This window comes from Roseobacter sp. N2S (genome assembly GCF_031454055.1).
Lineage (GTDB): Bacteria > Pseudomonadota > Alphaproteobacteria > Rhodobacterales > Rhodobacteraceae > Amylibacter.
On sequence record NZ_JAVDQB010000001.1, the window covers coordinates 1,014,690 to 1,027,268 of the forward strand.

Annotated in this window: 14 protein-coding genes and 1 tRNA gene; 11 read left to right on the top strand and 4 right to left on the bottom strand. The window is 56.0% G+C overall.

Annotated elements, in window-relative coordinates:
• Positions 1 to 83 precede the first annotated feature (83 nt).
• From GGE09_RS05030 to recR, 4 genes are all read left to right on the top strand, one after another.
• Positions 84 to 1,325 carry an MFS transporter gene (locus GGE09_RS05030; RefSeq protein WP_309744467.1) on the top strand — a complete coding sequence of 414 codons (1,242 nt, stop codon included), beginning with the start codon at positions 84 to 86 and terminating at the stop codon, positions 1,323 to 1,325.
• A complete protein-coding gene (locus tag GGE09_RS05035; protein ID WP_309744469.1) occupies positions 1,326 to 2,708 on the top strand; it encodes an MATE family efflux transporter in 1,383 nt (460 codons plus the stop codon).
• A 60-nt stretch (positions 2,709 to 2,768) separates the two neighbouring features.
• Positions 2,769 to 3,113 (top strand): YbaB/EbfC family nucleoid-associated protein, encoded by a 345-nt coding sequence (locus tag GGE09_RS05040; protein ID WP_309744471.1) that lies wholly within the window; start codon positions 2,769 to 2,771, stop codon positions 3,111 to 3,113.
• A gap of 88 nt (positions 3,114 to 3,201) precedes the next feature.
• Positions 3,202 to 3,801, top strand: a complete 600-nt coding sequence (gene recR, locus GGE09_RS05045; protein WP_309744473.1) for a recombination mediator RecR — start codon at positions 3,202 to 3,204, stop codon at positions 3,799 to 3,801.
• Between the two features lie 48 nt (positions 3,802 to 3,849).
• Here recR and GGE09_RS05050 read toward each other — a convergent pair whose 3' ends face one another.
• From GGE09_RS05050 to gpt, 3 genes are all read right to left on the bottom strand, one after another.
• Complete coding sequence (locus tag GGE09_RS05050) at positions 3,850 to 4,197, bottom strand: RidA family protein (RefSeq protein ID WP_309744475.1); 348 nt, start codon at positions 4,195 to 4,197, stop codon at positions 3,850 to 3,852.
• 80 nt (positions 4,198 to 4,277) lie between these two features.
• On the bottom strand, positions 4,278 to 5,432 hold the full coding sequence (locus GGE09_RS05055) for a PLP-dependent aspartate aminotransferase family protein (protein ID WP_309744477.1): 1,155 nt from the start codon (positions 5,430 to 5,432) through the stop codon (positions 4,278 to 4,280).
• The gene (gene gpt / locus GGE09_RS05060) at positions 5,433 to 5,936 is read right to left on the bottom strand and encodes a xanthine phosphoribosyltransferase (protein WP_309744479.1); all 504 of its coding nucleotides are present in this window, start codon (positions 5,934 to 5,936) and stop codon (positions 5,433 to 5,435) included.
• 156 nt (positions 5,937 to 6,092) lie between these two features.
• Between gpt and edd the strand changes: the two genes are divergently transcribed.
• The 3 genes from edd (at position 6,093) to GGE09_RS05075 (ending at position 9,395) form a co-directional block, all read left to right on the top strand.
• Entirely contained in the window at positions 6,093 to 7,910 is a 1,818-nt protein-coding gene (gene edd / locus GGE09_RS05065) for a phosphogluconate dehydratase (RefSeq protein WP_309744481.1), read from the top strand.
• 3 nt (positions 7,911 to 7,913) lie between these two features.
• A complete protein-coding gene (gene eda, locus GGE09_RS05070) occupies positions 7,914 to 8,570 on the top strand; it encodes a bifunctional 4-hydroxy-2-oxoglutarate aldolase/2-dehydro-3-deoxy-phosphogluconate aldolase (protein WP_309744483.1) in 657 nt (218 codons plus the stop codon).
• An 81-nt stretch (positions 8,571 to 8,651) separates the two neighbouring features.
• A complete protein-coding gene (locus GGE09_RS05075; protein WP_309744485.1) occupies positions 8,652 to 9,395 on the top strand; it encodes an SDR family oxidoreductase in 744 nt (247 codons plus the stop codon).
• Between the two features lie 73 nt (positions 9,396 to 9,468).
• On the opposite strand, the gene fabI is transcribed toward GGE09_RS05075, so the two are convergent.
• On the bottom strand, positions 9,469 to 10,287 hold the full coding sequence (gene fabI / locus GGE09_RS05080) for an enoyl-ACP reductase FabI (RefSeq protein ID WP_309744487.1): 819 nt from the start codon (positions 10,285 to 10,287) through the stop codon (positions 9,469 to 9,471).
• A gap of 244 nt (positions 10,288 to 10,531) precedes the next feature.
• On the opposite strand from fabI, the gene pdxH reads away from it, so the two are divergent.
• From pdxH to GGE09_RS05100, 4 genes are all read left to right on the top strand, one after another.
• The gene (gene pdxH, locus GGE09_RS05085; protein ID WP_309744489.1) at positions 10,532 to 11,158 is read left to right on the top strand and encodes a pyridoxamine 5'-phosphate oxidase; all 627 of its coding nucleotides are present in this window, start codon (positions 10,532 to 10,534) and stop codon (positions 11,156 to 11,158) included.
• A gap of 152 nt (positions 11,159 to 11,310) precedes the next feature.
• Positions 11,311 to 11,832 (top strand): cold shock domain-containing protein, encoded by a 522-nt coding sequence (locus GGE09_RS05090; protein WP_309744491.1) that lies wholly within the window; start codon positions 11,311 to 11,313, stop codon positions 11,830 to 11,832.
• 49 nt (positions 11,833 to 11,881) lie between these two features.
• A complete protein-coding gene (locus tag GGE09_RS05095; protein WP_309744493.1) occupies positions 11,882 to 12,283 on the top strand; it encodes a DUF192 domain-containing protein in 402 nt (133 codons plus the stop codon).
• Between the two features lie 73 nt (positions 12,284 to 12,356).
• Positions 12,357 to 12,433 (top strand) — tRNA-Pro (locus tag GGE09_RS05100).
• Positions 12,434 to 12,579 lie beyond the last annotated feature (146 nt).

A 12,579-nucleotide genomic window follows, 5' to 3' on the forward strand; every position in this document is an offset into this window, starting at 1 on the left:
TTCGGATCATAGGACTGGCAGAACCCTTTTGGCATGGACAAATTCGCCTCGGCATTGTGAATGGTCGGGGATAGAGGACACCCATGCAAAATAACACTGTTCGAATTGTAGATGCTGCCAGCCTGCCCGTGTGGCGGCGGCCTTTTGTCTTGCTGGGATTGATGGCATTTATCATGCCGCTGGCCTTTTCCACATGGCTGGCATTGCTGAATAATTTCGTCATTGAGGTCGCTCATTTTGACGGCAGCAAGATCGGCTGGCTGCATTCCCTGCGCGAAATTCCGGGGTTTCTGGCGATTGGCGTGATTTATGTCTTGTGGTTCGTGCGGGAACAACTGCTTGCGGTGGTATCCTTGATGGCCCTTGGGGTGGCTGTTGTGGTTACTGCCTGGTTTCCAAGCTTTCTGGGCTTGATGGTCACCACGATGATCGGCTCTATCGGGTTTCATTACTATGAAACCGTGAAAATGTCGCTGGAATTGCAGTGGATCAGCAAAGAGCGTGCGCCCCAAGTGTTGGGCTGGATGGTGGCGATCGGCTCGGCGGCCTCGTTGATTGCTTATGGTGCGATTATGCTGGTCTGGAAGGTTCTGGGCTGGGATTACAATTCAATCTACATGGTAGGGGGCGGTGTGGCTGTGGTGCTGACGGCATTTTGCTGGTTTGCCTACCCCACCTTTGAAGCCCCCCACAAACAGCACACCCAAATGATCTTTCGCAAACGCTATTGGCTGTATTACAGCCTGCAAGCGGCAGCAGGGGCGCGGCGGCAGATTTTCATGGTCTTTGCGGCATTTATGATGGTGGAACGCTTCGGGTTTGAAGTGCACGAAGTCACCGCCCTGTTCCTGATCAACTATGTGGCCAATATGGTTTTTGCCCCCCTGATGGGTGGTTTTGTCGCCCGCGTGGGGGAACGCAACGCGCTGGTGTTTGAGTATGTCGGGTTGATCGCCGTGTTCTGCGCCTATGGCGGGATTTACATGTTCGGCTGGGGCGTAATCGTCGCGGCGAGCCTGTATGTTATCGACCATATGTTCTTTGCGCTGGCCTTTGCCCAAAAGACCTATTTCCAGAAGATTGCCCATCCGTCGGATATTGCGCCCACGGCGGCGGTGGCTTTTACGATTAACCATATTGGCGCTGTGCTGTTGCCCGCTTTGCTGGGGTATTTGTGGCTGGCGTCCCCCGCTGCGGTGTTCATATTTGCGGCATCTGTTGCGGTGCTGTCTTTGATCCTCTCCCTGATGATCCCGCGCCATCCGCGCATGGGCTATGAAACGATTTTTGCCAGCACGGTGCTGCCAGCAGAGGCAGCGGAATAAATGGATCCTATCGCCACAGAAACGCCTGAGATTGAAAAGGCGGTTGCAGATAAGAAAGCACGTTTCCTGACGGGGTCAATCATGCGCCACGTTGTGGTGATGACGCTGACCGGATCGCTGGGTCTGGTGTTTATGTTTCTGGTGGATGTGGCGACCCTGTTTTGGGTCAGCACATTGGGCGATCAGGGGCTGGTAGCCGCACTGGGATTCGCATGGACGATCCAGTTCTTTACCATTTCCACGGGCATTGGCCTGATGATTGCCAGCATGGCACTGGTGTCCAAATCCATCGGACAGGGCAATACCGAATTGGCCCGCCAACAAACCACAAGTGCTGCGATTTTCACCTTTGCCTTTCAGATGGTTATGGCCACATTAGTGGTGGTCTATCGCTTTGATATTCTGGCCTTTGCAGGGGCTGAAGGACAAACCCAAATAGATGCCGCGCACTTCCTGACCATCAGCGTGCCAAGCCTGCCGTTTATGGCTTTGGGCATGGTCGGCTCTGCGGTGTTGCGCTCTATCGGGGATGCGTTTCGATCCATGTCTGTCACCATGTCAGCGGGATTGCTGGCGATGGTGGTGGACCCGATACTGATCCTCTATTTTGAAATGGGATTTGAAGGGGCGGCTTGGGGCGTTGTGATTTCGCGCAGCTTTTCGGCTGTGTTGTCTATTTGGTATGTGGTGCGGGTCTATGATATGGTTGGCCCCGTCAACCGCACCGTGATGCGCCAGTTGTTGCGCCCGTTTCTGGTGATCGCTGTGCCTGCGGTCATGACGCAACTATCCACCCCTTTTGGCAATTACATCCTGACCAAAGTGATCAGTGCCTACGGCGATGCGGCGGTCGCGGGGTGGGCGGTTGTCAGCCGCGTGGCAGTTCTGGCCTTTGGCGGTATTTTTTCCCTGTCAGGGGCAATAGGTGGCATTATCGGGCAGAATTTCGGCGCAGGGCAGCTCGACCGCGTCAAACAAACCTACCGCGATGCCTTGCTGTTTTGTGCGCTTTATACTGTGGTGTCCTGGGGCATACTGGCGCTTGTCCGTCACCCCGTCGCCAGTCTTTTCGGGCTAGAGGGCGTGGCCGCCGAGGTGCTGATGGCCTTTATGTTGATCGGCGCGGGGGGCTATATGTTTTCAGGGGCCTTGTTTGTGTCAAATGCGGCGTTTAACAATCTGGGGCGGCCGATTTATTCGACCTTTTGCAACTGGTTACGGGACGGGGTTCTGATCTTTCCCTGCTGCGTTTTGATGGGCCAATGGCTGGCGGCACCCGGTGTGGTTTACGGCCAAGCCCTTGCGGCGGTTCTGGCGGGAACAGGGGCCATGTTGTGGGGCAGCCGGTTTGTGCGGCGGCTTGCGCAAAGCACAACAGCATAGCTTGTTCCGCACGGCGATGCAGGCTATCTAGGGCGCGATCAAACTTGCAGGAGAACAGCGATGCTGAAGGGTTTAGGCGGACTTGGCGATATGGCCAAGATCATGAAACAAGCACAAGAAATGCAGGGCAAAATGGCCGATGCACAGGCCAAACTGGACCAGATCACGGTTGAGGGTGAAGCGGGCGCTGGCATGGTTAAAGTGACCGTCACCGCCAAAGGTGATGTCAAAGGCATCAACATCGACCCCAGCCTGTTTGTGCCCGACGACAAAGAAGTGGTCGAGGATCTGATCGTTGCGGCGATCAAAGACGGTCAGGCCCGCGCGGCTGAAACCGCGAAAGAGGAAATGGGCAAGATCACCGAAGGGTTGAACCTGCCCGAGGGGATGAAACTGCCGTTTTAAGCGGGTGTTTTCCTCATCCACTGCTGTTTCTCCGCTGGGTGGCGGGGAAACGCTCCGCGGGGGATATTTGACGAAAATGGAGTTGGGGTTGAACAGTAAAAATCAGGACATCGACGGGCTGATTGCCTTGATGGCAAAGCTGCCGGGGCTGGGGCCACGGTCTGCGCGCCGTGCGGTGTTGCATCTGATCAAAAAGCGCGCCTTGCTGTTGACCCCGCTTGCGGATGCCATGTTTGCCGTGGCCGCCACTGCGCGGGAATGTTTGGTTTGCGGCAATATCGGCACGCGGGATCGCTGTGACATTTGCGAAGATACGCGGCGGGCCAACGGGCAGATTTGTGTGGTCGAAGATGTGGCGGACCTGTGGGCGATGGATCGCTCTGGCGTGTTCAAGGGTCGCTTTCATGTGTTGGGTGGATCATTGTCTGCGCTGGATGGTATCGGGCCAGAGCAACTGCGTATTCCGGTCCTGATCCAACGGGTTCTGGATGAAGAGATTACCGAGGTTATTCTGGCGCTAAATGCCACGGTGGACGGGCAAACCACCGCCCATTACATCGCAGAACAACTGGAAGAGGCAGGCGTTCCCGTGACCTCGCTGGCGCAAGGTGTGCCGATTGGCGGGGAGTTGGACTATCTGGATGATGGCACAATTTCCGCAGCCCTGAAGGCGCGAAAAGCGGTGTGATCCGCTTTAGCTGCGCCACCCGAATGGATCGGATGGCGCAAAATCCGCTTATTTGGCAGCGGTGATGATGATTTCAACTTTGTAATCCGGTGTCGCCAGATGAGCAGACCCGGCGGCGCGGGCAGGCTCGTTGCCTTGTGGCACCCAGCCGTCCCAGACAGCGTTCATTTCAGCAAAATCAGCCATGTCGTCCATCCAGATGATGGCTTGCAGGATTTTGGTTTTGTCTGATCCTGCTTCGGCCAGCAGTTTGTCAATCTGGTTCAGGATGTCTTGGGTTTGCACGGCCACGGATGCGCCGGCAGTGCCCACTTGGCCCGCCAGATAGATGGTGTCGCCGTGGGTTACGATTTGGCTCATGCGGCCGTTGGAATGGGAGCGTTGAATGTCTGCCATGGGTCTTGTCCTTTTAAATGAGGCATTCGGGTCGAATTGCGGCCCTGCCTGTGTTGGATGGTAGGATGTCAGTATCAGGGTCACGAAGTGGCGACCAGAGCCTGTTGGAAATCAGCAATCAGATCGTCGATATGTTCAATCCCGATAGAAATCCGCAGCAGGTTTTCGGGGATGCCGCTGTCCGGGCCGGAAATCGTGCGGCGGTGTTCGATCAGGCTTTCGACGCCACCAAGCGAAGTGGCGGGGATGAAGACTTTGGTGGCTTTGGCCATTTCAAAGGCGCGCCCTGTGCTGCCATTCATCAGGATCGACATCATACCGCCAAACCCGTTGACCATTTGGCGCGCGGCGACCGCGTGGCCGGGGTGGGTTGGAAGGCCGGGGTAGAGCACGGTTTGAATGTCTGGAAGGGCGTCGAAATGTTTGGCGAAAGCCATCGCGTTGCGGCTGCTTTGGGCGTAGCGGATGTGCATGGTACGCAGACTGCGGATCAGCAGCCATGCCTCAAACGCGGGTAGGATGGTGCCTTGAAAGCTGCGCACATTGCGGATTTCATCCCATAGCGGCATGTCTTTGCGCGCTGACAGAACCCCTGCGGTGAAATCGGAATGGCCGCCCATGTATTTGGTGGCCGAATGGAATGAAATATCCGCCCCGAGGTCCAGCGGTTTTGTGGTGCAAGGCGGGGCGGCAGTGCTGTCTACCATCAGAATCGCGCCTGCTGCATGGGCCAGTTCTGCGGCGGCGGCGATGTCGGTGATCGACCAGTCGCCATTGGCGGGGGTTTCGATCCAGACCAGTTTGGTTTGACCCGGTTTTAATGCGGCTTTTAACCCGTCCATATCGCCCGCAGGAAAATGATCCACACTGATCACACCGCGATCGGCCTGACGGTCCAGCCATTGCAGACCCACATGATACATCATGGATTGGGCAACCACATGGGCTTGGGGGGGCAGGGATTCAACCACAGCAACGGATGCCGACATGCCCGAATTCAACAGCAGGCTTTCATCCGCGCCTTCAAGACTGGCGATGATTTCTTCGGCGTGGGCTGTCGTTGGCCCGCTGTTACGCGCATAGATGTAACCGTCACGCAGGGCATAGTTTTCATCCCGTGCAAAGGTGGATGTGGCCACCATTGGCGGGACCACACTGCCCGATGCAGGGTCAATGTGGCGCAGCGCCTGTGCTGCCTGTGTTTCAGGGGCCAGCGTGTTGGATTTGCGGGTCATTCAGGTGCCTCGGTAGGGTTCGACGTATTGCAAGGCCATATCCCAAGGAAAGAAAATCCACGTATCCTGAGACACTTCGGTGATGAATGTGTCCACCTGCGGGCGGCCTTTGGGTTTGGCATAAACCGTGGCGAAATGGGCGTTCGGGTATAAGGCGCGCACCACTTCTAACGTTTTGCCGCTGTCCACCAGATCGTCGATGATCAAAATGCCCGTGCCATCCCCCATCAGTTCGTCATCTGGTTTCTTCAGTACCGAGGCGGCGGATTGGGATTGGTGATCGTAGGATTTGATAGAAATGGTATCCACTGTGCGAATATCCAGTTCCCGCGCTGCGATCATGGCTGGTGCCATACCGCCCCGTGTGATGGCCACCACCGCACGCCATGCGCCGTCATCAGGGCCGTGGCCATCCAGACGCCACGCCAAAGCGCGGCTATCGCGGTGGATTTGATCCCAAGAGATATGGAAGCCTTTTTCGTGGGGGAGGCGGTTTTCTGACATGGGTATGAGTCTCGTTTTTCCGTTGGTGTGTTAGATTGATACTATGGCAGGCCGTGAAATGGAAAGGCCGAGTTTTCGGGGCTTGTTTTGACTGGCGTTTCCATGTACGTTAGCGATAACGTAACCACGCAAGACATATTCCAGCAGGAGGACGCCATGACCGTTGTTCACACATTGGCCGAAGTCACATCTCGCATCGCAGCGCGATCTGCACGCAGCCGTGCGGCCTATCTAAAGCAGATGGAAAAGGCCCGATCAGACGGGCCCAAACGGGCGCATCTGTCTTGTGGCAATCAAGCCCATGCCTATGCGGCCATGGGGCAGGATCAATCGGCGCTGGCGGTAAAGCCGGGGCCGAATATCGGAATCATTACGGCCTATAATGATATGCTGTCCGCTCACCAACCGTTTCAGGCCTATCCCGATCTGATCAAACAGACCGCGCGGGCGCAGGGTGGCACCGCACAGGTGGCAGCGGGTGTGCCTGCCATGTGTGACGGCATCACGCAGGGTCAGACAGGGATGGAACTGTCGCTGTTTTCCCGCGATGCCATTGCCATGTCGGCGGCGATTGGTCTGTCGCATAATGTGTTTGATACATCTGTTTACCTTGGCGTGTGTGACAAGATCGTGCCGGGCCTTGTGATTGCCGCTGCACGGTTCGGACATATTCCAGCTGTGTTTTTGCCCGCAGGACCAATGCCAAGTGGCCTGTCCAACGACGAAAAAACCAAAGTCCGTAAGGAATTCGCCGAAGGCAAGTGTGACCGCGAGGCTTTGATGGCCGCTGAAATGGCCAGCTATCACGGCGCAGGCACCTGTACGTTTTATGGCACCGCCAACACCAACCAGATGCTGATGGAATTCATGGGGCTGCATTTGCCCGGCTCCAGCTTTGTCGCCCCCAACACACCGCTGCGAGAGGCCTTGACCATTGAAGGCACAAAAATCGCGCTTGGGATCAGTGATTTGGGCAATGCCTATACGCCTGTGTCCCATGTGCTGGACGAAAAAGCCTATGTGAACGGCATTGTCGGGCTGATGGCCACGGGCGGGTCGACCAATCTGCTGATCCACCTGATCGCCATGGCGCGGGCTTCGGGGATTGTGCTGGACTGGTCGGATTTTGCCGATCTGTCCCAAGTGGTGCCGCTGCTGACGCGGATTTATCCCAACGGGCTGGCGGATGTGAACCATTTCCATGCGGCGGGCGGTCTGGGGCTGGTGATTTCCGAATTGCTGGGTGCTGGGTTGTTGCATGACGACACGCTGACCGTGATGGGGCAGGGTCTTGAACGCTATACCAAAGAACCCAAGCTGCTGGACGGTGAATTGCGCTGGTCGGAGGGGGCGAATGCCTCGCTCAACGACAAGATCATCGCAACATCAAAGGCGCCGTTTCAAGCCACGGGCGGGCTGTCTAACCTGTCAGGCAATCTGGGGCGCGGGGTAATGAAAACCTCTGCTGTTGCGCCGGAACGCCGTGTGCTGACCGCCCCTGTGCGGGTGTTTCACACGCAAGAAGCTGTGCTTGCCGCGTTTCGCGCGGGTGAATTTATCAGCGATGTGATCGTGGTGGTGCGCTATCAGGGACCAAAGGCCAACGGGATGCCGGAACTGCACGGTCTGACGCCGTGCCTGTCGGTGTTGCAGGATCGCGGCATCAAGGTGGCGCTGGTCAGTGACGGGCGGATGTCGGGGGCGTCCGGCAAGGTTCCAGCGGCGATCCACGTCAGCCCCGAGGCTTTGGACGGCGGACCGCTGGCTTATTTGCGCGACGGAGACATTGTGTGTGTTGACGCCGAGGCAGGGACGCTGGATGTTGCGGACACAACCGTGTTTGACCGCGCGATGACCCATCCGGACATGGAAGATAACGCTGTCGGGCTGGGACGAGAGCTGTTCGCAGCGTTTCGGGATAACGTAGGGGCGGCCCGTGACGGCGCCACGATTTTCAGTTTTGAGGAGGCATAAGCCGTGAAAATAGACGCAAAAACTGCCAGTGCGCAGACGTTAACCATTTGTAAAACTGCGCCGGTCATTCCGGTTCTGTTGGTGGAAAATGCCGATACGGCAGCGGCCCTCGGGCAGGCGTTGGTGGACGGCGGCTTACCTGTGCTTGAAGTAACATTGCGCACCAAAGCGGCCCTTGATGTGATCGCGGCCATGGCAGATGTTTCAGGCGGTATCGTGGGGGCGGGGACGTTGTTGACCCCGCAAGATGTGAAAAACGCCAAAGCAGCAGGGGCAAAGTTCGGGGTCTCCCCCGGTGCAACAGATATTTTGATTGACGCCTGCGAGGCCGAGGGCCTGCCCCTTCTGGCAGGGGCCGCCACCGCCACCGAGGCCATGCGCCTGTTGGAACGGGGCTATACCACGCAGAAATTCTTTCCAGCCGAAGCCGCAGGCGGGGCAAAGGCGCTGGGGTCACTGGCGTCACCTTTGCCGCAGATCACCTTTTGCCCCACAGGCGGGGTGTCCCTGACCAATGCGCGCAGCTATCTTGCTTTGCCGAACGTTGTTTGCGTGGGCGGCAGTTGGGTAGCCCCCAAAGACGCAGTGGCTGCGGGCGATTGGGCACAGATTACAACCTTGGCCCGTGCAGCCTGTGATACGCTGTGCACACCTGTCTGACGCGGGGTTCAACGAAATAGATTTTACATTTGGCAGGGGGCTGTCCATCTTACGCCTATGAATTGAACGGGAGGAACCATCATGTCATCAGTTGCGGGTAAAAGGGTTTGGATTACTGGCGGGGGATCGGGGGTCGGCGCGGGCTCAGCCCTGTTGTTGGCCGAACGCGGGGCCGAAGTTATTGTATCAGGCCGCCGTGTAGATAAGCTGGAAGAAGTCGTTGCACAGATCACCACAAAAGGCGGCAAGGCCAGTGCTGTGGCGGTAGATATGGGCGATGCCACGGCTGTTGAACAAGCGGCGGCCAAGATCGGGCAGGTGGATATTCTGCTGGCCAGCGCGGGTTTGAATGTGCCGAACCGCTCGTTAGATAAACTGGGGACTGCGGATTGGGATACCGTGGTGAATGTAAATCTGAACGGGGTTTATTATCCGATCCACGCGGTTTTGCCGCAGATGCGTGCGCGGCGCGATGGTCTGGTGATGATTGTGTCCAGTTGGGCGGGGCGCCATGTAGGGCGTCTGACGGGGGCGGCCTATACGGCGACCAAACATGCGGTGGTCGCACTTAGCGAAACAATCAATTGTGAAGAGGGCAGTAACGGTATTCGCTCGACTGTGATTATGCCCGGGGAAATTGCCACTGACATTCTGAAGGCCCGCCCCACACCGCCGTCACAGGCGGATATGGATCGTATGTTGCAGGTGGATGATCTGGCAGAAACCGTGCGCTATGTGGCGGAAATGCCCGCACATGTCTGCGTGAACGAGATCTTGCTCTCGCCCACGTGGAACCGGTTTTATCAAGGATTTGCAGAAGTCTAAGGCCCGGTAAGCGTTTCGATTGGGATTAACTACAATCGAAACGCCATAGCTTGGGCGGCAGGGTCGGGGCGGATTATTTCCGCCCTGTGACCACATCAATATCAGGTGCGTCTTCGGCCTTCATGCCGACCACGTGATAGCCTGCGTCCACGTGGTGGTTTTCACCTGTCACGCCAGAAGCCAGATCAGAACACAGATACATGCCCGATTTGCCCACATCATCCGTGGTCACATTGCGGCGCAGCGGAGAGTTCAGCTCGTTCCATTTCAGGATGTAGCGGAAATCACCGATACCCGATGCGGCCAGTGTTTTGATCGGACCCGCAGACAGCGCGTTAACGCGGATGTTTTTCGGGCCAAGGTCCATAGCCAGATACTTAACCGAGGCCTCCAGCCCCGCTTTGGCAATACCCATCACGTTGTAATGGGGCATCACCATTTCCGCGCCGTAATAGGTCAGCGTCAACAAAGCACCGCCATTTGGCATCAATTGTTCGGCGCGCTGGGCCACGGCGGTAAAGGAGTAGACCGAAACATCCATGGTCATACGAAAATTTTCCGCGCTGGTGTCCACATAGCGGCCGCGCAGTTCGTTCTTGTCGGAAAAGCCGATGGCGTGGACCACAAAATCCAGTGTGCCCCATTTATCCTGCAACGTGGTGAAAAGCGCATCCATTGACGCGCTGTTTGTTACATCACATTCCAACACCATGTCAGAGCCAACACTTTCAGCCAGCGGTTTGACCCGTTTGCCCAAAGCCTCGCCCTGATAGGAAAACGCCAGTTCCGCGCCCTGATCGTGGCAGTGTTTGGCAATGCCCCAAGCAATTGATTTATCGTTTGCGACGCCCATGATAAGGCCGCGTTTGCCGTGCATTATTCCAGAATTCATTGCCTTGTCCCTAGCAGGTATTTCGGTCCTTCACGTTTAAGCTAAGGCACGCGGGGCCGCAAGTCTGTGGTTTGCATCTTGGTTTCCGATGCAATTAATTTGCGTTGCGTATATCCCTCATGTTTTTGGATTTTGTTACATTTACAGAGTCTATTCTCTGTTTAAAGTGTCAGGACTCTTGCTTTGGTGTGAAAAATATTGTCGTGTAATCCAGCCGACCGGGAACGGCTGAAACGCAGGCTTGATGATGAAACCGAACGAACTGTCGTCGGACAGAGGTGGTGTATTCGAAGGGGATGATCCCTTTGTTATAGCGCGAAATTGGCTGGCAGAGGCCAATGAGACCGAAGCAAATGACCCCAATGCGGTCGCTTTGGCAACAGTGGACGACGACGGGTTGCCCAATGTCCGGATGGTTCTGTTAAAAGACATCGAAGCCAACGGATTTGTGTTTTTCACCAATTATACCAGCGCCAAAGCTGCCGAATTACAGGCCACGGGCAAAGCGGCTTTTGTGATGCATTGGAAATCACTGCGCCGCCAAATCCGCGTGCGTGGTGTGGTATCAACTGTAACAGATGCTGAATCCGATGCTTATTTCAATAGCCGCAGCGTGTTTAGCCGTGTGGGGGCTTGGGCCAGCGATCAGTCATCGCCTCTGGACAACCGGCAGCTATTGGTTGATAGGGCAGCAGAGCTGACCCAATCTTTGGGCAGCAACCCAGACCGCCCGCCCCACTGGGGGGGATTTCGGATCACTCCGGTGGAGATAGAATTCTGGTGCGATGGCGCCAACCGGCTGCACGACAGATTTGTCTGGCGGCGCAAAGAAAATGAAACGCAATGGACAGTGGGCAGGCTGAACCCCTAACGGGGGCAGACTGGGTTCTGTGTGATGGTGCAAAAGACTGAAAGGAAATGTCTGTTGAGAGATAAATTCGGGAAAAGTGACCCTAGGGCACTGTAAATTCTTGAGTTTTCGCTTTGGGTACTTAAAGTGCTCAACAGAAGGTGGAGTAAACGATGGTGATTAAAACCGGTAACGTAAAATGGTTCGACAGCACAAAAGGCTTCGGCTTTATCACCGATGACGATGGTGGCCGCGATATTTTGTTGCATGCGAATGTTTTGCGTAATTTTGGTCACAGCTCCATTGTCGAAGGCGCCCGCGTTGAAGTCGAAGCCGCCGAAAGCACGCGGGGCTTGCAGGCGATCGACATCGTAAAACTTGACCTGCCAGAGTCCGAAAGCGATGTGATCCTGCGGGGTGTGCCGGAATTGGGCATCGACCTGTCCACACTGACATCTGACGAACCTTTGACCCCCTCACGGGTAAAGTGGTTTGACAAAGTCAAAGGCTTTGGCTTTGTTAACCTTTTTGGCAGCACGGACGACGTGTTCGTCCATATGGAGGTGTTACGTGCTTACGGTTTGGCAGAATTGGCCCAAGGTGAGGCGATTTGTGTGCGCACAGCCCAAGGCCCACGAGGACGCATGGCGATCGAAGTGCGCGCGTGGGATTACGAAATTACCAAAGACGCTTAAAGCCGCGAGTATTGCAGCTGTTTTTGCCACATCCGCGCAGGCTGACTGTGTGGATCATGTGGTTGATTTGCGCTGGGACGGGGGCTCTGCCCGTATCAACGTAGAAATCGCAGATGATTTCGAAGAGCGGGCCCGCGGATTGATGTTTCGCGAAAGCATGCCGCGTTATGACGGCATGTTGTTTATCTATGAATGGCCGTTGAGCGTCGCCTTCTGGATGAAGAACACATTGATTCCATTGGATATGGTATTTCTGGACGAACATGGTGTTGTTCAGTCAATTCACGAAAATGCGGTCCCTGGCAGCCTAGAAAGTATTCCGGGTGGCGATGAAATTTTGGTGGTGCTTGAAGTGAACGGCGGCCTGACACGCAAGCTGGGCCTGCCCGTCGGGGCGCAGATGCGCCACTCTGCTTTTGCCAAGACCGACCCGAGTTGGGCCTGTAATTAGGCTCGATTTCAAAACACTTCATTTTTGGGGTTTTCAATTCGGATAGGGCGGTGTAGATCGCTTTTCACTGGTTCGGGGCGTGGCGCAGTCTGGTAGCGCACCTGTTTTGGGTACAGGGGGTCGTGAGTTCGAATCTCGCCGCCCCGACCAGTAAAATCCTCCAAAGTCGTGATATGATTACTTCCCTTCGGGGGCCTATATGTTGGGTCCACGGTATGGTGCAGGTACTGTGCGGTACAATGCCAGACACGCCCTGTGCAGGGTTTCAGGTGTGGTCAGTTTTTAAGCAACCACAG